Source organism: Pedobacter sp. Leaf176 (assembly GCF_001424305.1).
Lineage (GTDB): Bacteria > Bacteroidota > Bacteroidia > Sphingobacteriales > Sphingobacteriaceae > Pedobacter.
On record NZ_LMPD01000006.1, the window covers coordinates 39718 to 59080 of the forward strand.

The 19363-nt window shown below is 39.6% G+C and carries 17 protein-coding genes; 9 read left to right on the top strand and 8 right to left on the bottom strand.

Going from position 1 to position 19363, the window contains the following annotated elements:
- Positions 1 to 2: 2 nt before the first annotated feature.
- The 5 genes from ASF92_RS16285 to ASF92_RS16305 all read left to right on the top strand — a co-directional run bounded on the left by ASF92_RS16285 (position 3) and on the right by ASF92_RS16305 (position 6772).
- Complete coding sequence (locus ASF92_RS16285; RefSeq protein WP_056095591.1) at positions 3 to 407, top strand: response regulator; 405 nt, start codon at positions 3 to 5, stop codon at positions 405 to 407.
- A 25-nt stretch (positions 408 to 432) separates the two neighbouring features.
- Complete coding sequence (locus ASF92_RS16290; RefSeq protein WP_056095594.1) at positions 433 to 822, top strand: LytTR family DNA-binding domain-containing protein; 390 nt, start codon at positions 433 to 435, stop codon at positions 820 to 822.
- Between the two features lie 248 nt (positions 823 to 1070).
- Positions 1071 to 2153, top strand: coding sequence for an efflux RND transporter periplasmic adaptor subunit (locus ASF92_RS16295; protein ID WP_056095599.1), 1083 nt, complete (start codon positions 1071 to 1073; stop codon positions 2151 to 2153).
- A gap of 22 nt (positions 2154 to 2175) precedes the next feature.
- Positions 2176 to 5346 (top strand): efflux RND transporter permease subunit, encoded by a 3171-nt coding sequence (locus ASF92_RS16300; RefSeq protein ID WP_056095603.1) that lies wholly within the window; start codon positions 2176 to 2178, stop codon positions 5344 to 5346.
- Positions 5339 to 6772, top strand: coding sequence for a TolC family protein (locus ASF92_RS16305; protein ID WP_056095608.1), 1434 nt, complete (start codon positions 5339 to 5341; stop codon positions 6770 to 6772). Before ASF92_RS16300 ends, ASF92_RS16305 begins: the two co-directional genes overlap by 8 nt.
- Before the next feature lie 204 nt (positions 6773 to 6976).
- Here ASF92_RS16305 and ASF92_RS16310 read toward each other — a convergent pair whose 3' ends face one another.
- Complete coding sequence (locus ASF92_RS16310; protein WP_157263946.1) at positions 6977 to 7201, bottom strand: hypothetical protein; 225 nt, start codon at positions 7199 to 7201, stop codon at positions 6977 to 6979.
- A gap of 227 nt (positions 7202 to 7428) precedes the next feature.
- On the opposite strand from ASF92_RS16310, the gene msrA reads away from it, so the two are divergent.
- A complete protein-coding gene (gene msrA / locus ASF92_RS16315; RefSeq protein WP_056095614.1) occupies positions 7429 to 7917 on the top strand; it encodes a peptide-methionine (S)-S-oxide reductase MsrA in 489 nt (162 codons plus the stop codon).
- A gap of 613 nt (positions 7918 to 8530) precedes the next feature.
- Here the strand turns inward: msrA and ASF92_RS16320 are convergent.
- The gene (locus ASF92_RS16320; protein ID WP_056095617.1) at positions 8531 to 9037 is read right to left on the bottom strand and encodes a hypothetical protein; all 507 of its coding nucleotides are present in this window, start codon (positions 9035 to 9037) and stop codon (positions 8531 to 8533) included.
- A 231-nt stretch (positions 9038 to 9268) separates the two neighbouring features.
- Between ASF92_RS16320 and ASF92_RS16325 the strand changes: the two genes are divergently transcribed.
- Entirely contained in the window at positions 9269 to 10093 is an 825-nt protein-coding gene (locus ASF92_RS16325; protein WP_056095620.1) for an ion transporter, read from the top strand.
- A gap of 6 nt (positions 10094 to 10099) precedes the next feature.
- Here ASF92_RS16325 and ASF92_RS16330 read toward each other — a convergent pair whose 3' ends face one another.
- Complete coding sequence (locus ASF92_RS16330) at positions 10100 to 10300, bottom strand: hypothetical protein (RefSeq protein ID WP_056095623.1); 201 nt, start codon at positions 10298 to 10300, stop codon at positions 10100 to 10102.
- A gap of 174 nt (positions 10301 to 10474) precedes the next feature.
- Between ASF92_RS16330 and ASF92_RS21085 the strand changes: the two genes are divergently transcribed.
- Positions 10475 to 10642, top strand: coding sequence for a hypothetical protein (locus ASF92_RS21085; protein ID WP_157263948.1), 168 nt, complete (start codon positions 10475 to 10477; stop codon positions 10640 to 10642).
- Between the two features lie 554 nt (positions 10643 to 11196).
- Positions 11197 to 13020 (top strand): M61 family metallopeptidase, encoded by a 1824-nt coding sequence (locus ASF92_RS16335; protein ID WP_056095626.1) that lies wholly within the window; start codon positions 11197 to 11199, stop codon positions 13018 to 13020.
- A 2-nt stretch (positions 13021 to 13022) separates the two neighbouring features.
- Here ASF92_RS16335 and ASF92_RS16340 read toward each other — a convergent pair whose 3' ends face one another.
- The 5 genes from ASF92_RS16340 to pxpB are packed head-to-tail and all read right to left on the bottom strand — an operon-like array spanning position 13023 to position 19275.
- Positions 13023 to 15587: a M1 family aminopeptidase gene (locus ASF92_RS16340; protein ID WP_056095629.1), complete on the bottom strand. Its 2565-nt coding sequence runs from the start codon at positions 15585 to 15587 to the stop codon at positions 13023 to 13025.
- 16 nt (positions 15588 to 15603) lie between these two features.
- Positions 15604 to 16785 (bottom strand): NRAMP family divalent metal transporter, encoded by a 1182-nt coding sequence (locus ASF92_RS16345; RefSeq protein WP_056095631.1) that lies wholly within the window; start codon positions 16783 to 16785, stop codon positions 15604 to 15606.
- A complete protein-coding gene (locus ASF92_RS16350) occupies positions 16782 to 17543 on the bottom strand; it encodes a LamB/YcsF family protein (protein WP_056095634.1) in 762 nt (253 codons plus the stop codon). Before ASF92_RS16350 ends, ASF92_RS16345 begins: the two co-directional genes overlap by 4 nt.
- A gap of 17 nt (positions 17544 to 17560) precedes the next feature.
- Complete coding sequence (locus tag ASF92_RS16355; RefSeq protein ID WP_231729846.1) at positions 17561 to 18553, bottom strand: biotin-dependent carboxyltransferase family protein; 993 nt, start codon at positions 18551 to 18553, stop codon at positions 17561 to 17563.
- The gene (gene pxpB / locus ASF92_RS16360; protein WP_056095637.1) at positions 18550 to 19275 is read right to left on the bottom strand and encodes a 5-oxoprolinase subunit PxpB; all 726 of its coding nucleotides are present in this window, start codon (positions 19273 to 19275) and stop codon (positions 18550 to 18552) included. The genes ASF92_RS16355 and pxpB overlap by 4 nt, the downstream gene beginning before the upstream one ends.
- Positions 19276 to 19363: the final 88 nt, after the last annotated feature.

Genomic DNA, 19363 nt, shown 5'->3' on the forward strand with positions numbered 1-19363 from the left:
TAATGACAGAAAGAGAAATTTTGGTTATTGATGATGATCCCATAATTCTTATGATTCATCAGGTCGTTCTTGAATTCGCATTGCCCCATGTTAGCTGCCATTATTTTTCGGAAGCGCAGGATGCATTGATTTATATGCAGCAGAACAGCGCAACTCAGAAAAAGTTTCTCCTGTTTTTGGATATCAATATGCCGGTATTAAATGGATGGGATTTGCTTTGCGCAATTGAGAAAAGTGATTTTAAAGACAACGTTCATGTTGTTATGGTAACCTCTTCTGTAAACGAAGGGGATAAAATTAAAGCGGAAAATTATCAGAACATACACTCCTTTATCAGTAAGCCATTAAAAGAAGAGCATATTGATAAGTTACGGGAAATTGAAAATATTAATTTATTTTTAGTTTAAATATTTAAAGTCAATCGTTTTATTTATGAACCCCTCAAATAAACAAAAGTATAGCTGCGTTATACTGGATGATAACAGTTTAAGTGTTTCAATTTTAGAAAAAATCGTTTCTGATATCAGTGAACTCGAATTGATAGGTAGTTTTACTGATCCTATAATGGCAACTGCCGCTTTCCAGGAGCTTGAAATGGTTGATTTTCTATTTATCGATATCGGCATGGAAGTATCAGGTCTTGATATTGCCAGGATGCTGAAAAATAAAGTTAACTACATTGTATTCGTTACCGCACACGAAAAATTTGCTGTTAAAGCTTTTGAAACTGGGGCGGCCTATTTAGTTAAGCCTGTTGATTTCGAAACCGTTCTTAACACTGTAAATCAGCTGATTGCTGGAAGAAATATGAAAATCAATTAAAGCAATTCCATACCTGTTGGCACGCGCCTATTAAATACGCAACTTATCGCAACCCGGATACATCCATTTAGCACATTCGTTTCAACTTCATTATAACTTCATAATTCTATGGTTATTTCGTATCAGAATTAATCAACAAATGGCTTAGATTATTGAAGTATCTCTTCTGCTCCGCTGCAGTCGGTCTTTTGAAATTTAGCTAGCTGTTTGATTAACAATTGTAAATCAGATAAACTATCAGTAAAAAGATGAAGAGAAATGTCATGTTCCTTGGCCTGTGTGCTTTACTTTACGTAACAGGTTGTACCGAGAAAAAAGAAGAAAAAGAAGAAGTTGCTATTTATGCGGTAACATCCCCGCTAAAAATTGATACTTCATTTACCAAATCCTATGTTTCGCAGATCAAATCTGTAAGAAACATCGAAATCCGCGCCTTAGAAAAAGGCTACCTCCAGAATATTTATGTAGATGAAGGCCAGCATGTTCATGCCGGGCAGGTCTTGTTCAGGATTATGCCCAAAATGCTTCAGGCAGAATTGTTGAAAGCACAGGCAGAAACAAAATCGGCAGAAATCGAATTGGAAAACACAAAATTACTTACAGATAAAAATGTGGTTTCTAAAAATGAACTTGCAATGGCAAAAGCCAAATTGCAGGGTGCGAATGCAGAAACGGCGATGGCAAAAATGCACCTGGCTTTTACAGAAATCAGGGCACCTTTCGATGGAACAATCGATCGCATTCCTTTCAAGTTGGGAAGCATGATAGACGAGGGTGCACTGCTGACCAGCCTGTCGGATAACAGTCAGGTTTTCGCCTATTTCAATGTTTCTGAACCAGAATATTTGAGTTATCAAAGTGCTGCAAAGGCGAAAGGACAGCAGGAAGTGAGTTTGTTACTGGCAAACAATGAACTTTTGAAATCGAAGGGTAAAGTAGAGGTTATCGAAAGTGAATTCAATAATGAAACCGGGAATATTGCTTTTCGTGCCCGGTTTAACAATGCCGATAACCTGCTTAGAAATGGTGAAACCGGTAAAATCCAAATGCTTGTACCATTGAAAAGTGCAATCGTAATTCCGCAAAAAGCGACTTATGATATCCAGGATAAAACCTACGTTTTTGTTGTCGACAGTAAAAATAAAGTTCATTCAAGAACAATAACGATTGCCAGTGAGTTGCCCGATTTATATGTGCTTAGCGATGGCTTATCCTTAGGCGATAAAATCTTACTTGAAGGTGTACAAAAAGTTAAAGACGATGACAAAATCGCTTTTAAATTCCAGAACCCCCGGGAAGTTATCAAACAGTTAAGATTGAAAACAGAATAATCCAAACCCTTCATCATATTTTATGTTTAGCAAATTCATACAAAGGCCAGTCCTTTCTATCGTTATATCGCTTGTAATTGTGTTTTTAGGCGTGCTGGCCATCAGCTACCTGCCAGTTACACAATTTCCCTCAATTTCTCCTCCCAAGGTTAACATTACGGCCGAGTATCCGGGTGCGAACAACGAATTATTAATAAAATCAGTCGTAATTCCACTCGAGCGTGCCCTGAACGGTGTACCGGGAATGAAATACATTGCATCGGATGCGGGTAATGACGGTGAAGCGTCCATTCAGGTTGTATTTAACCTGGGTACTGATCCCAACCAAGCCTCTCTGAATGTGCAGAACCGTGTGGCCGCGGTAACCAATAAATTGCCGCCTTTAGTGGTTCGTGAGGGCGTAAAAATCACCCGTGAGGAATCTAACATGTTGATGTACATCAATTTGTATAGTAAAGATCCCAAAATGAATCAAAATTTCCTCTACAACTTTGCCGATATCAATTTACTTTCTGAATTGAAAAGGATTGATGGGGTCGGTTTTGCCGATATTCTTGGCGACCGGGATTATGCCATGCGCATCTGGTTAAAACCCGACCGCATGCAGGCATACAAAATTTCTGTTGATGAGGTAATGAAAGCCCTCGATGAGCAAAGTTTAGAAGCTTCGCCAGGAAAGACAGGCGAAAGTTCCGGGAAACGATCACAGGCTTTTGAATATGTTTTAAAATATTCAGGTCGTTTTAATACAAAAGAAGGTTATGAGAATATTGTTTTAAGGGCCAACGCAAATGGCGAAATGCTGCGCTTAAAGGATGTTGCCGATGTTGATTTTAGTGCGGCTGCTTATAATTTATATTCCACATTAAACGGAAAGGCTTCGGCTGCAATTGTGTTGAAGCAATCGTATGGAAGTAATGCAAGCCAGGTTATTAAAGATGTGAAAGCAAAAATGGCTGAGATTAAAGCCAGTTCCTTTCCTAAAGGTTTGGATTACGAAGTAAGTTATGATGTTTCGAAATTCCTCGATGCATCGATAGAAAAAGTAATACATACCCTTGTAGAAGCTTTTATCCTGGTCGGTTTGGTTGTATTTCTATTCCTGGGCGACTGGCGTTCGACCGTTATTCCGGCCATTGCCGTTCCTGTATCCCTAATCGGAACGTTTGTATTTATGTCGTTCTTCGGGATAACGTTAAACCTGATTACGCTGTTTGCGTTGGTTCTTGCAATTGGTGTTGTTGTAGATGATGCGATCGTTGTAATTGAGGCTGTCCACGCTAAGATGGAACATGACCGGAAAATGTCGGTCCTTCGGGCCACCCAGGAAGCAATGAAGGAAATCAGCGGAGCGATTATCGCGATAACGTTCTTAATGGCTTCCGTATTTATTCCGGTAACGTTTATGTCCGGACCTGTTGGTATTTTCTACCGCCAGTTCTCCATCACCATGGCCACAGCCATTATTCTTTCGGGTATTGTCGCGCTAACACTCACCCCGGCATTGTGCGCCATCATGTTGAAAAACAACCATGGTCATGCTCAAAAGAAAACAATTATAGATAAGTTTCTCGATGGCTTTAACAGGGGTTTTGCTAAACTTTCCGGTAAATATGAAAGCGTTCTAACCAAAGTGGTCAGCCGCAGGTTGGTAACGTTTGGTGTACTAATTTTATTCTGTTTAGGCATCTGGGGATTGAGTGGAACTGTGCCGTCGGGCTTTATTCCAAATGAGGATCAGGGCATGGTTTATGCCATTATTCAAACGCCGCCGGGTTCGACATTAGAGCGTACCGACCAGATTGCAGAGAAACTACAAAAGATGTGCGAAGGCGTTGACGGTGTCAGATCGGTATCATCCTTAGCGGGTTATGAAATTTTAACTGAAGGTACAGGCTCAAACTCCGGTACCTGTTTAATTAACTTAAAGGATTGGGACGAGCGCAAAAGTTCTGCGGTAGAAATTATCGAAGAACTCGAACAGAAATCAAAATCAATTCCCGGCGCTACAATCGAATTTTTCCAGCCACCGGCCGTTCCTGGTTATGGCGCCGCAGGCGGTTTCGAACTCCGTTTATTAGATAAGGCTGGTAGTGGCGACTATAAAAAGATGGAAACTGTTGCGAACGATTTTGTTCGCGAGCTCAACAAGCGCAAAGAATTGTCGTCGGTATTTACCTTTTACAGTGCGAGTTTTCCTCAATATATGTTAAACATAGATAACGACATCGCACAGCAAAAAGGGGTAACGATTGACAATGCCATGAATACGCTTTCCACCTTTGTGGGTAGTAATTATGAAACCAGTTTCATAAAATATGACAGACAATACAAAGTTATGGTACAGGCCCTGCCGCAGTACCGGGCCCTGCCTGAAGACATCCTGAAATTGTCCGTCAAAAATGATAAGGATGAAATGGTTCCTTTCTCGGCCTTTATGAAGATGGAGAAAGTATATGGTCTTTCAGAAATAACAAGGCATAACATGTATAATGCATCTGAAATCAGCGGACAGTCTGCTGCCGGTTATAGCTCCGGAGAAGCGATCGCGGCAATTACCGAAGTCGCTAAGAAAACTTTACCCAGGGGTTTCGGTATCGATTGGGCGGGTATTTCTAAAGATGAGGTTTCGAGAGGAAACGAGGCGATTTATATCTTTTTGATCTGCTTAGGCTTTGTTTACCTGGTTCTGGCGGCACAATATGAAAGTTTCATTTTACCACTGTCCGTAATTCTTTCTTTACCTGTGGGTATTTTCGGTGCATTCCTTTTCTTAAAGCTTTTGGGTTTGGAGAATAACATTTATGCGCAGGTTGCCATGGTTATGCTCATCGGTTTGCTGGGTAAAAATGCGGTGTTAATTGTAGAGTTCGCTACGCAAAGGCATGCGCAAGGGGCGAGCGTTTTAAAAGCGGCTATGGAAGGCGCGAGCGTACGTTTCCGGCCAATTTTAATGACCTCCTTTGCTTTTATTGCAGGTTTAATTCCATTGATGATTGCAAGCGGCCCCGGGAAAATAGGCAACAGAACGATTGGATCGGCTGCTGCTGGTGGCATGCTTTTCGGAACCATTTTCGGGGTGATTATTATTCCCGGCTTGTACTACATATTCGGAACGATTGCGGCAAAACATCAGCTGATTAAAATTGAAGAAGAACATCCTTTAACTGAAGAAATAGAAGATAATGTTTAGAAATAATATTTATAAATACCTGGGCTTGGCGATGATATGCGCCGCATATTCAGCTTGTAAAGTACCTGAATTTGCCCAACGTAATGAAAATAAAAATGTGCCTGTGGCTTTTAGCAACGCGCAGGACAGCACAAATACAGGTAAAGTGCAATGGCGCCAGTTTTTTACCGACCCCAACCTGGTTAGTTTGATTGATACCGCTTTGAAAAACAACCAGGAGCTGAATGTAACCTTGCAGGAAATCGAAATCGCTAAGAATGAAATCAAGGCCAGAAAAGGCGAACTGTTGCCAAGTGTTGGCTATAAGGTAGGTGCCGGCTTAGAAAAAGTGGGTCGTTATACCAGTTCTGGTGCGGGTGATGCCTCTACAGATATTACACCCGGGAGGGAAGTGCCTGATGTTTTACCCGATTACGCTTTCGGCTTGCAGGCCAATTGGGAGGCCGACATCTGGCACAAACTACGCAATTCGAAAAAAGCGGCTGTAAGCCGTTATCTGTCTACGGTTGAAGGCAGGAATTTTGTCATCACCAATCTGGTTGCCGAGGTTGCCAATTCCTATTACGAATTGCTGGCTTACGATAATCAACTGGCTATTGTAAAACAGACTATTGCTTTGCAGAGTAATGCGCTGGAATTGATGAAGATTCAAAAACAGGCAACACGGGTAACGGAGCTGGCGGTGAGAAAATTTGAAGCTGAGGTATTGAATTCTAAAAGTTTAGAATTCGATATTGAACAAAACATTACAGAAAGTGAGAATCAGATTAACTTTTTGTTAGGCCGCTATTCTCAAGCCATTCAAAGGGATAAAACCAGTTTTACCGATCTGGTTCCGCCAAGGGTGCAGGTTGGTTTACCATCGCAGTTACTGGCTAACCGCCCGGATATAAAACAGGCAGAATACGATTTGGCAGCCGCCAGGTTAGATGTAAAAGTGGCAAAGGCACAATTTTATCCTTCTTTAGGCATTTCTGCTACAATTGGTTACCAGGCATTTAATCCATCTTACCTGTTAAGAACACCAGAGTCTTTAGCCTATTCACTGGCTGGAGATTTAGCAGGACCGCTGATTAATCGTAATGCAATTAAAGCAGCCTATTTAACAGCAAACGCAAAACAATTGCAAGCCGTTTTTAACTATGAGAAAACGATTTTAAACGGTTATATCGAAGTGGCCAACCAGTTATCGAACATTAGCAACCTTCAAAAAAGTTACGATTTAAAATCGAAACAGGTTTCAGCACTTACCCAATCGATAGACATTTCTAATGATTTATTCAAATCGGCAAGGGCAGATTATTTCGAAGTATTAATGACGCAAAGAGATGCCTTACAATCGAAATTAGAATTAATTGAAACCAAAAAACAACAGCTGAATGCCGTAGTGAATATTTACCACGCATTGGGTGGTGGTTGGAATTAGTGAGGTTTTTTTCAAAATTTAAAGGATGGCTAAGGCCGTCCTTTTTTGTTATCCGAAATTCAGAACAAAAAAAATGAGCATACAACCTAAGTCGTACGCCCATTTATCTAAATTAACGCTCTCGGAAACAAAGGTATTGTTCGTAAACTTATTGTGCAAGTTTTATAAGAGAAAAATTCTGTATCAATTCAGAGCTCAAGGTTGTTAAAACGGTGGCGCATAAAAAACTTCGAGCACAGTACACTTAAAACCCATTTTTTTAAAAAGTGAAATGATAATTTCGTTCACATTCTCCTGAGAATCTATTCTTAAAATCCTATCACTGTCATGCAGGTCTATGTTCCAGTTCACATCTGGCAAATTTAAGTTTGGCTTCAATTTGTGCAGTTCAACTTCAGATTGCACATTCGTTTTAAATACAGAAATCATATTTTTGGTTTTTGCCTTCCGATAGTTATTGCGGGAAGATTTACAGGTGTAGACGAATGAATTCAAAAATTACTTTATTTTTTTTTAATTTATTTTGAAAAACAATCGCACCGGAAAATAGGTAGCATAATAGGATAATTTTATACTGGCTCCTATAAATTAATTTACAATAGCGTTGCCTTTAAAAAGTGTAATCTGATTAACTTTAATCTTTCAAAATAAAATATATGAATACAGAAAAAGCCACTCTTGCAGGCGGTTGTTTTTGGGGCGTGGAAGAACTTTTCCGCCAGCAACCAGGTATCATTTCAACAGTGGTTGGTTATACTGGTGGTGATGTTCCGAATGCAACTTATAGAAACCACGGCACACATGCCGAAGGCATAGAAATCACATTCGACCCTTCGGTAATGTCCTATAGAAAGTTACTGGAATATTTCTTCCAGATACACAACCCGACAACAAAAAACCGCCAGGGTAATGATGTTGGTGCATCATACCGCTCTGCCATCTTTTATTTGAATGAGGAACAACGGGATACCGCTACCGCATTAATTTCGGAAATGGAAGCTTCGGGCAAGTGGCCGGGTACAATTGTAACAGAAGTGGTACCGGCAGGCGATTTCTGGAATGCAGAAGAAGAACACCAGGATTACCTGCAGAAAAATCCTTATGGCTATACCTGTCATTACGAGCGCCCGGAATGGACCCTGTAATCCTATAAATTTAAAATGCCATGCCTATAAAAACGGAATGGAAATTAGATTTGTAATTATCGATGCAATCAAATACATTTGACACAGGAAAGGCGTAATAGAAGGTAGCATCGTCTATCGTATTAACCGACTTTTTTCTTGACCTTTTTTAAAATGTGTTAAGGAAATTCAAAAGCGTAACTAATACAATTTTTATTCGTTAATCTTATTTAAATTGTGGATTACAGGGATTTATATAACGACGACTTAAATCATTGTTTTTAAACCCTTAGCCCACGCCATTTAGCCCATTGCAAAAGCAACGGGCTTTTTTTATTAAACGAGTTTAAGTTTAGAAGTGAGCGCTGGTGCGAGTTTTTAACTCATACCAATATAAAAAAGCCATTGTTCAATTTTAGAAAATTGTAATCTCTTTCTTTAAGAAAGCTTATTTTATTTAGCTGGTTTTAGTTTTTTGAATATATCCCTCAGAAATTGATATAATTTAAGCTAATCTGGATACGAGCTACAAGCTCGCGCTAGCCAGGGCGTTTTTCACTAACGCCACTACCGTAATCTAATTTGAACAAGCTGAACTAGAAGTCAAAAAAAGTTTTATGCGACAGTAAAAAAATCAATCATAAATTTTGAGATCAAAAGAAGTTACAAATGGAGGAAGAATTATAGTATTAAAAGCCGATATTTTGTCTGAACCCCGACTGCCAATATAAAACAATCTACAGCTCAAATTAAACAAATCACTGGTAGTTAAATTATGATGTGTTTTTTGACCAATCTGAATTGAAACCGGTTTAACTATCTTTAGCTTCTTATCAGATCTTAAGTATGAGTTCCAATTAATTGTCCTCAGTTCATTAATATCGCCAAATAATAACTTTGACATTATTTTATCATTCGTTGATATTGAATCTATTCTAACAGCCTTACTATTTAGCCTTGTTAACTCTATCTTGATAGCAAAGCTGTACAAATTATTTGAGTCTTTTAGTTGATATAACTTGCTTTTTAATTTCTTATTCAGGTGTGCGGTAATAACCGAATCTAACTGGTATTCTGTTTGTTGTGCATTGGTATTTAGGTAGATAATGCTTGCTGCCAGTAAAGTTATTAGTTTAATCATAGTTAGTTGTTATGAGCGGATTGCGATTCATTGAATCGTGCTGGTGCGAATTTTCAACTCGTACAAATATAAAACCGCTGTATTTATAAATTATTGAATTCAAATCTAAAAATTTATAACCTTATAGAGATTAGGTATAGCATTAGATTTTTAATTTAACTTGCCCAATTTAATTGCTAATAAACACAAACCACCATTCTGTTTGTTGTGTGCTAAAGTCTAAGTTTCAAAATGGCTACATCAAACCTAGAGCAGCGGCGATTCAGGTTGCACGAAATTATTTACGAATCGAATACAAAAGCCGGTAAAGCATTTGATGTAGCGCTCTTATTTGCAATTTTTGCGAGTATCATCGTTGTTATGCTCGATAGCGTGCTGAGCATTCATAAGCATTACGGAGATTTGTTTTATACGCTGGAATGGGTTTTTACGGCACTCTTTACTGTCGAATATTTTTTACGATTATTTAGCATCAGGAAGCCCTGGCGCTTTGTTTTTAGTTTTTTAGGCTTAATCGATTTAATATCGCTCATACCATCTTACCTTAGCATTTTTATTCCCGGTGCACAGGCCTTGTTGGTGTTTAGGGCATTGCGCTTATTAAGGGTTTTCAGAATATTTAAACTCGGAACTTTCCTTACCGAGATAAATTTCCTGACTACGGCTTTAAAGGGCAGTGTTCGTAAAATAAGTATATTTCTGCTAACAGTATTAACGCTTACCGTTATTTTAGGTTCAATTATGTACCTGGTGGAGCAAAAGGAAAACGGCTTCTCGAATATTCCTGAAAGTATTTATTGGGCCATTGTGACCATTACCACAGTAGGTTATGGAGATATTTCGCCGGTTACCCCGATAGGTAAGTTTGTGGCGTCGGTGGTGATGTTAATCGGTTACGCCATCATCGCGGTTCCAACTGGAATTATTACCCATGACATTGCATTGGCTGCGAAACAGAAAAAGGAGCTCCCGGAAGCATGCCCTTCCTGTGGTCGGGAAGGACATGAACAGGATGCTTTGTTCTGTAAATTTTGCGGTTCTTCGCTTTACCGGTAAAGCCGTTTAAGCTTTCTTTCTTGCCTTTTTCTGGTCGGCATTTTCGCCTAAAAGCAATGTAGCCATCAACTCGAATTTTTCGGGATTTTGATTGTATTCTTCTTCTATGGTTTGCCATTTTTGAAGTTCAACCTTTGCGTTTTCTACTTCTGCCTTAAGAAGTTCTATTTTGTTTTGCAATAATTTGCTGATGTTTTGATTTGCCATGATGCAAAATTAAGGGCTTCCTCCAGCATTAATCAGCTGTGCTAATAAAAAAAGTGTAAGTACTTCGTTTTCAGTTGAAAAAAATTAGAAAGCGTATTTTAACTGTTGTAACAAAATTTAAGCAAAACAAAATTTAAACTTACTTGTCTTTTATTTGAACGAAAACTAAAAGACATGATAAACACATTCGATTTTTCAAGTTATTTCCAGCCGTCAAAACGTTTAAAAGAGCAGACCGATTTTCAGGTAATCCAGGAAAACCAACCTGATTTAAAAGAAAGAGAAAATTTATTAAAAGGACTTTTGGAGCACCTGAACAATGAAACGGATTCATTTGAATAGTTTCCTAATTCAGATTACCATGATGGCTTACTGGTTTTAATTAAATGGTATTAATTTCCCGGATGCCCTTTCCTGCAAATTGCCCTGTAAAAGGGCTGTTTTTGTCGCAACATTGCTATGTAAAGGTGGCCAGTATATAATCCGGATTGTTTTTGCCATTGATACTTAAGCGATTTCCAATTTATTCATCTTAATCTTGCCAGCGCCTGAGCTAAAATCAGTTAATCAATAGGCAGCGGCCTCCACTTCAGCGACTGCAATTAATACTTTCTATCAGCTTCGTCGGGTTCACCAATGTAGCATAGCGTGGAGATTTCCTTTTTTTCTTGCATCTTATTGTTTTACTGAAGCAGGTGACAGGGAAAAAGAACGCCGAGGCAATGAGCGCCTCATTAAAGCGCAAAGAAGCGGTAAATTTTCTATTCGTTATGGGCGGGTACCAGGGCTTTTGATGAAGCTGATGAAAAGGAATTTGAATATATGCCATATTTGTTTAGTTTGCAGCAATAATACATCGTTTCTGTAATATTACTGCCATCAAACCTGTTTATACCATGCGCATATTTAAATCCCTTCAAAAATCGTTGTTCTCCAGACTAACGTTTTTACTCTTTTTTGCCTTATCTGCTGCTCAAGCAAATGCAGCAAATTTAAAGATGGATTTTACGGTATCGATGGAAAATCCTGCTTCAGGAATATATCAGGTACAACTAAACTGTAGCGGATTGGAAACTAAGCAAACGGATTTTAAAATTCCGGTTTGGATGCCTGGATACTACCAGATTATGGATTACGCCAGCGATGTTATGGATTTAAAGGTTACGGATTTAACAGGAAAAAGCGTAAAATGGGAACGTGCGAACCACAATACCTGGCGGGTATATAATGCAAATTCCAGCGCCTTAAAAATTAGCTATGGTGTAAAGACCAGCCGTTCTTTTGTGGCTACAAATTTTTTGACATCCGATCACGGTTTTATTGCACCACCCGGAACGTTTTTACATGTGGCTAATAAAATAAATACACCGGCTACAGTTCGGATAATACCCTACACCGGATGGGATAGAGTAGCTACAGGCCTGACGAAAATGAACAATGAATCGTTCACCTTTTATGCGGAAGATTTTGATGTGTTATATGACAGCCCGATTTTAATTGGCAAGCTGGAGGAACTTCCAAGCTTCACCGTTAAGGGTGTTCCACATTATTTTATCGGGTATAAACTGGGCGATTTTGATAAAGCAGCTTTCATCGCTGATTTGAAAAAAGTTGTTGAAGCTGCTGTGAAGGTAATTGGTGATGTTCCTTTTAAAAACTACACCTTTATTGGTATTGGCCCTGGTCGCGGTGGTATCGAACACATCAATTCCAGTGCGGTTTCCTTTTCCGGAAGCGATGCCTTGAATACAGTCGATGGCAGGAGAAGTGTTTTAAGCTTTTTAGGTCACGAATACTTTCATCACTACAACGCTAAACGAATCAGACCAATTGAGTTAGGGCCTTTTGATTATGACAATGGCAGTAAAACAAATATGTTATGGGTTGCAGAAGGGGTAACCACCTATTACGATGAAATGTTGTTGAGGTGGGCGGGATTGGAAAGTAGCGAAGACATTTTTAAAAATTTTAGCAATACAATACAATCTTATGAAAACTCGCCTGGAAGGTATTTTCAAACCGTTAGCCAGGCAAGCTACGATACCTGGAGTGATGGCCCTTTCGGTAGAAAAGAGGAGGAGGTTAATAAAACCATTTCATATTATGAGAAGGGGCCAATTTTAGCGATGATGCTCGATTTTAAAATCAGGCATGAAACAAAAAACGCAAAAACCCTGGATGATGTAATGCGTAAGTTATACTTCGATTATTATAAAAAGCTTAACAGAGGCTATACGGAAGCTGAATTTAAAATTGTTTGTGAAGGCATTGCCGGAACAAAACTCGATGAGTTTTTCAGCTACGTTTATACCCTAACTACACCAGACTATACTAAATACTTTGATTATGCAGGATTGGCGATTGATGTAAGTCCAAAACCAATGCCTGGCGGATGGTTGGGTGTAAAAGCCAGTATGCAAAACAAAATTTTGACCGTGCATGATGTGGAATGGATGTCGCCTGCATGGCTTGAGGGGGTAAGGAGAAATGCTGTGATTTCGAAAATTAATGATAAACCTGCAACAGTCGACTTACTCAATTCTATAAATAAAGATTATAAAGATGGTGACCTTGTGAAACTTGAGATTTTGAATTCAAAGGGAACCGTTCAGGTTCCGGTAATCTTAGGTACAAAAAGGGACACAAGTTTCGAAATTACACGTAAACCCAACCTAAGTCCACTACAAAGGACCATTCAAAAAAGCTGGTTAAGGGAGTAAACTTATTCCTTTAACAAGGCCTGCGCTCTGAATAAATTATCGGTCGACTGCAGAATTTTATCCTTTAGTTTTGGATTGTAATTGGGTTGCTTATCTAAAAAATCAGTTACGATTTTTTTTGCTTCTGGTGCTTGGTAACTTCCGAATATGGCCGATAGCCAGGACTGAGGAAAAAATATATCGCCTGTTTGCTGTATTTCTTCTAAAAGCTGCAGGCTTTCGGGTAAATATTTAACAGATGTACTTTGCCTTAACGGATGGTGCAGGTAAGCCAATGCGGTGGTTACAAAGGCTTCTTTCGCCCTGTTTTTACGTTCCTTTAAACTGTAGAAAAAACCATCTCTTTCTGCCTGAACCGGAGAAAGTGCCGGCATTAAAAAAATCAGGCGGTTTTTGCGGTCGATGTTTGTAATTCGCTGTAATTGCTGTTTTAAGACGCTTTTAGCCGTATCCGATTTCAAGGCAATTGATAATGCTAAACTGGTGTAATCTTCGTCAATCAGTTTTACACCTGCCGGAGCTTTTTGCGTTTCCCAAATTTTATAAATGTTTTTAGCAGCTGAGTCGCTTAAGTAAATATTTTGATAAGAGTTAAAAAGGATTTTCTTGTTATTCGATGCAGTTTGTTGTTCCATGGCCTTCCATAGTGCATTTTCGAGAATTGTACTCATCGCCAAACGATTTTTCGGGTTGGTAAAAGTCCAATACAGGTTATTGATGTAGCCGGTAACCAAACGCAAATTCATTTCATTTTTTTCAACTGGTAAAATTCTGATCAAAAAATTTAAGAGTTGCGGTGGCGTTAAATATTTGCCTGCCAGCGTACTTTCATAAGCATTTATATATACAGATGCCCTTTCTAGTGGGTTATCCAGCTTATCGAAATTTTCCAACATCATTTTATCTTCAGGGAACAATCCATAACCTGCTCCATCTGCATTGAACAGGATAAATGAAGGCTTCTCTAAATTTTTAGCTTCTAATAAATCGATAGAAGTACCTTTAATATTAACAGAAATTGTTTTGCTATGATCAGGATAAAAAAGTTTCACACTGAATATTTGCGGCCAAACTCTGGCATTTCCGCTTTCGGGCTGCTGTGAAATGCTGAAGCTGCTAATTTTATTTCCATTGTAGCTAACCTGGTAATCAAAAACCGGACGCCCAGGCAAATTCACCCAAACCTTATTCCATTCGTATAAATCAATTTTGCTGTATTTACTTAGAATCGAAATGAGTTCGTTCCAGTCGGCATTACCATAACCGTATTTTTTCAGGTATTCCCTAATGCCTTTCTGAAAGTTGTCCTTCCCCATGAGCTGCTCCAGTTGCCGCATCATAACCGGCGCTTTATGGTAAATAATGTTACCATACATGGAACCTGCATCCTGCAAATTATCCAGTTGCTGGCGAATGGGATTTGCGCCTGCTGTTCTGTCCACACCGTATGCGGCAGGGTAATGGTCCTGAAGAAATTTAAGATCGAAGGTGTTCTTTCCCATTAGTTTTTCTGTTACCTTATCCGCCATAAAGTTTGCGAAAACTTCCTTCATCCAAACGTCGTTAAACCACTTCATGGTGACTAAATCTCCAAACCACATGTGTGCCGTTTCATGAGATATAAGATTTGAGCGTGAAATAAACTGGTCGCGGGTAGCGCCTTCATCTAAAAACAAGGATGATGATTTATATTGAACTTCACCCGGATGTTCCATGCCACCAAACTGAAAATCGGGAATGGCAATGAAACCAACCTTTTGAAACGGAAAGGGAATGTTAGTCCAGTTTTCTAAAAACTCAATTGCTTCTTTATGTGCAATAAACACTGAATCTACGCTCAGTTTGATTTTTTTGGCATCCGTTTCCCTGTGAAGAAATTCCATAGTACGATTGCCGGTGTTTTGCTTTAAGGTACTAAACCGGCCTGCAGCAAATGAAAAAAGATAGGTTGGTAATTTATCTGATTTAGCGAAACGGTATGTTGTGCTTAAATTTGTCGACACCGAATCTTTTTTTGAACCATTTGCAAGTACCTTCCATTCCTTGGGTACCGTTAAACTCAAAAGAAACTGCGCTTTTAAATCGGGTTGGTCGAAACAAGGAAAAACCGTTCGGGCATGGTCTGGCACGAACAAAGTATACAAATAATCGGGGTTTCTATTAAGCGATTCATTACCAGCAATAAATTGAATGTCAATTTTATTAGAAGATTTCTGCAGGTATTTTTTTTCGATGATTAAATGTTCTTGCCGTAGCGTAATGTCGCTTGTTTTGCCGTTAACGACAATGGTTTTAATGTGCTTTGCATCTTGCTTAAAATCCAGTTGAAGCAAGGATGGTACATCTTTTAAATCGAATCTGATTTCTTCAGTGGCAACAATCTCTGTGCTTTTATCTGCCGGTATGGTGAAATGAAGTTTGTATTGAATGTTATCAATCATCGCCTTGCGCGACTTTGCCAATGACAGGGAAACACCGGTTTCTATGGCTGGATTATGAACAGTTTGGGCGAATAAACCTGAACTGATAAGCAGTAATGATGACAGGAATTTAATGGATGATTTCATTATTAATTCAAAAAAATTAAGGATTTAACATTTGCATAATTGTGCCGTAGCCCATCCAAATCATCGTTATAACAACGGCACTGCCGGCAATGGTTAGCCAAAGCGGTTGTTTATAGCTTGAAATGATTTTGGTTCGATAGGCAGCTACCAGCATGACGCCCAAGGCTATTGGTAAAATTAAGCCATTTATGGCGCCTACAGCCAATAAAACCTTTATGGGTTTGCCAATCAGCACAAATATTAAGCAGGAAATTAGAATAAAAGCGATGATTATTTCCCGGTTATATTTTAGGATAAGCGGATGAAAACTCTTAATAAAAGAAACGGAGGTATATGCAGAGCCCACAACGGATGAAATTCCTGCCGCCCAGATAACAACGCCGAAAACCTTATAACCAAACTGACCGCTTGCCAGTTTAAATACAGATGCTGCAGGGTTAGCGGGGTCCAAATGTGCACCAGTACTTACGACGCCCAGGGCGGCAATAAATAACAGCAGGCGCATGATGGACGCCAAACCTATCGCACTTAAGGCACCTTTGTTTACTGCCGGTAGGTTCTCCATACCGGTCTGCCTGGCATCAAGTAAACGATGTGCTCCCGAAAAGGTAATATAACCGCCAACGGTACCGCCAACAATTGTAAGGACGGCCGTAAAACTAAATTGTGTTGGATTGACAGCGCGAATGGCTGCTTCTGCTAATGGCGGGTTGCTAATCCAGGCAATAAACAAAGCAAGAAAAATTTTTAGAATGCCCATGGTTTTTGCGAAAGCATCCATTGCTTTTCCGGCTTCTTTATATACAAATATACCGATTGCTATAATTGCACTGATCACCGCACCTTGCGCAACGCTTATTCCAAATAAAACATTTAAACCCAAACCGGCACCGGCGATGTTTCCTATGTTAAAAGCCAATCCGCCTAAGAAAACCAGGAAGGAAAGAAAATAGCCTAAACCCGGAAAAACCTTGTTTGCAATGTCCTGAGCTGGCTTATCAGCAACCGCTATGATTCGCCAGATGTTTAATTGGGCGATTGCATCGAGTAAGATCGATAGTAAAATTACAAATGCGAAGCTGGCGCCTAATTGCTCTGTAAAAACCGCTGTTTGAGTTAAAAAACCAGGTCCGATGGCTGATGAAGCCATTAAAAATGCGGCACCAATTAAGACGCTCCAATTGTATTTTTTCTTCATTTTCTTGGTGCCCGAATTGATATGCCTTCAAATTTTAGTTTTTCAGAAATTGCTTTTGCAAATTCTACCGCATGTAAGCCATCTCCATGCAGGCATAGTGTTTCTGCTTTCAGATCTATTTTTTGATTGTCTGTAGCAATAACCTGTTTGTTTCTTACCATCAATAAAACTTGTTCAATTGCTAGTTTTTCATCGATAATCATTGCATTTTCTTCAGTTCTCGGTGTAAGCTGACCATTGGGCTGATAAGTACGGTCTGCAAATACCTCTGATGCTGAGACTAAACCTAAGTTTTCAGCGGTATTTACCATTTCGCTTTTGGCTAAAGCATACAGTATTAAAGTCGAATCGAAATCAAAAATTGCCTGGGCGATGGCTTTCGCCAATGAAGCATCGGATGCAGCCATATTGTATAAAGCGCCATGCGGTTTCACATGATTGAGTTTTCCGCCGGCAGCTTTAACAAAGCCATAAAGGGAACCAATTTGATAAAGTGTAATTTGATACGCTTCGTTCGGGCTTATCTTCATGTTCCGACGGCCGAATCCTTGTAAATCGGGTAGGCCAGGGTGTGCGCCGATAGCCACACCTTTTTTGATTGCCAGATTTACTGTTCGCTGCATAACGTTGGGGTCGCCGGCATGGAAACCGCAGGCTATATTTACCGATGATATGTAATCCATTAAAATTTCATCATTTGGCATCTGGTAGTTACCAAACGCTTCGCCCATGTCACAATTTAGGTCGATACTTTGCATGAAGAATGATTTTAGCTTTAAAATTTACTTTCTATAGCGAGTTTAAACTTTTCTAACTCTTTTTCTTGAGCAATATACAGGATTTCTGCATCATCCCTGCTGATTTCGGTAAAGCGTAGGCTGTCGTTTGGCTTTAACTGTGCACATAAGGGCAAATCGACCGCTGCAACCTGTCCGATTCTCGGATAACCTCCCGTAGTCTGGCAATCGGCCATCAGCAGAATCATTTCACCAGCTCCGGTAACCTGGATTGTGCCCGGGCAAACCGCCGTACTTAAGAGTTCATCTTGCTTTCTTCTGGAGATTTTATTCCCTGAAATTTGAATGCCCATACGGTTGCTATTTAAGCCAACAGAAAAATCTTTCGAAAGAAAATTAATTATTGAATCGCTGTTGAACCATGTAAATTCTTCGGCAGGGAAAATGCGTATTGTGTTTCTGTCAGCGGGTAAGAAGTAGGAGCGGGGAATGTACCAGGAGGGCCAGGAAATCTGCGTGCCTTTTAAACTTTTGATAATACTTTGAGATAAGGAACTGATATTTTCTGCATTGAATAAACGGTCGCCGGTTTTTAAACTTCTCCCATCTAAGCCCCCAAAATTACCGAGTAAATAGGTGCTTTTACTTTCCAGAGCCTCGGGTAAATCAAAACCACCGGCTATGGACAGATAAGTTGTTGCACCTTCAGGATTATTAATCAGTTTTATTATTGTACCTGCCGGGAGAAACACCGGCCGCTCTGAAGGGAGTTTAAGGCCATTTGCTATTAAAAATGCACCATCGCCGGCGTAAGCGATCAAAATATCAGTTTCGGCCCGGAATTCTGCCGCCGCATAAGTAAATTCCAGGCTTGCAACATCCTCATGGTTTCCGATAGCAATATTTGCAATCCTGGCGGATAAATTGTCGAGCGTTCCGGAAAGGGGAACAGCCTGATCCAGGTAATTTTTCCTTCCATTATCCTGAACGGTAGTTAGTATGCCTGGTTTTGAAAAGCTAATTTCCATCATCGCCTTAAGTCATTAAATTCCTGCAAGCTAAGGGATTGGAATTTTACTTCATCGCCCGCCTTCAACAGTGATGGCTGTGGACGGTTTGCATCGAACATTTTTAATGGTGTTTGTCCGATAATCTGCCATCCACCGGGTGTTTCCAAAGGATAAACGCCTGTTTGCTTTCCGGCGATGCCCACACTTCCTGCCGGAACTGCTGCTCTGGGTTTTAATTTTCTTGGCGAAGCCAGCCGTTCATCCATTCCGCCTAAATAAGCGAAGCCCGGCACAAAGCCAATCATGTAAACCTTATAAGTGGCAGCGCAATGCAGATTGATAAGCTCTTCAATAGAAAAGTTCGTTATACCTGATACCTCTTCTAAATCCGGACCGTATTCCCCGCCATAATAAACCGGCAAAGTAATTAGCTTTGAGGCATCGGAAACATCGTTCTGATTGTTGCTTTTGAGAGATTTTAAATAATTTGAAACTTTATCAAAACCATTTTCTCCAGGCAAATCACTTTTCATTACCCGCAGTACATCGTAAAAAATACTTAATGTTGTGTAAGCAGGGACGCTGTTAGTAAAGCCCATAAAGGGTTTGCTGTTCAGCAAACGACCGAAATTACTGATTTTGGATGCTGTAGTTCCATGAATTTCATGTCCGAAAACAAGCGTGACAGCTTGTTCATTCAAAGCATAAATCTTAAATTCTTGTTCAGTATGCGGAATCGACAAGGCTGGTTAATATTAAGTTAAGACTTTGAATATATAAAATTCAATTCTTTTTTCGATGTTTAATTGTTGTTGATTAACTTTTCAAATG

Coding starts and splice junctions, on each gene's coding strand:
- ASF92_RS16285 (WP_056095591.1), top strand. CDS start 3: ATGACAGAAAGAGAAATTTTGGTTATTGATGATGATCCCATAATTCTT.
- ASF92_RS16290 (WP_056095594.1), top strand. CDS start 433: ATGAACCCCTCAAATAAACAAAAGTATAGCTGCGTTATACTGGATGAT.
- ASF92_RS16295 (WP_056095599.1), top strand. CDS start 1,071: ATGAAGAGAAATGTCATGTTCCTTGGCCTGTGTGCTTTACTTTACGTA.
- ASF92_RS16300 (WP_056095603.1), top strand. CDS start 2,176: ATGTTTAGCAAATTCATACAAAGGCCAGTCCTTTCTATCGTTATATCG.
- ASF92_RS16305 (WP_056095608.1), top strand. CDS start 5,339: ATGTTTAGAAATAATATTTATAAATACCTGGGCTTGGCGATGATATGC.
- ASF92_RS16310 (WP_157263946.1), bottom strand. CDS start 7,201: ATGATTTCTGTATTTAAAACGAATGTGCAATCTGAAGTTGAACTGCAC.
- msrA (WP_056095614.1), top strand. CDS start 7,429: ATGAATACAGAAAAAGCCACTCTTGCAGGCGGTTGTTTTTGGGGCGTG.
- ASF92_RS16320 (WP_056095617.1), bottom strand. CDS start 9,037: ATGATTAAACTAATAACTTTACTGGCAGCAAGCATTATCTACCTAAAT.
- ASF92_RS16325 (WP_056095620.1), top strand. CDS start 9,269: ATGGCTACATCAAACCTAGAGCAGCGGCGATTCAGGTTGCACGAAATT.
- ASF92_RS16330 (WP_056095623.1), bottom strand. CDS start 10,300: ATGGCAAATCAAAACATCAGCAAATTATTGCAAAACAAAATAGAACTT.
- ASF92_RS21085 (WP_157263948.1), top strand. CDS start 10,475: ATGATAAACACATTCGATTTTTCAAGTTATTTCCAGCCGTCAAAACGT.
- ASF92_RS16335 (WP_056095626.1), top strand. CDS start 11,197: ATGCGCATATTTAAATCCCTTCAAAAATCGTTGTTCTCCAGACTAACG.
- ASF92_RS16340 (WP_056095629.1), bottom strand. CDS start 15,587: ATGAAATCATCCATTAAATTCCTGTCATCATTACTGCTTATCAGTTCA.
- ASF92_RS16345 (WP_056095631.1), bottom strand. CDS start 16,785: ATGAAGAAAAAATACAATTGGAGCGTCTTAATTGGTGCCGCATTTTTA.
- ASF92_RS16350 (WP_056095634.1), bottom strand. CDS start 17,543: ATGCAAAGTATCGACCTAAATTGTGACATGGGCGAAGCGTTTGGTAAC.
- ASF92_RS16355 (WP_231729846.1), bottom strand. CDS start 18,553: ATGATGGAAATTAGCTTTTCAAAACCAGGCATACTAACTACCGTTCAG.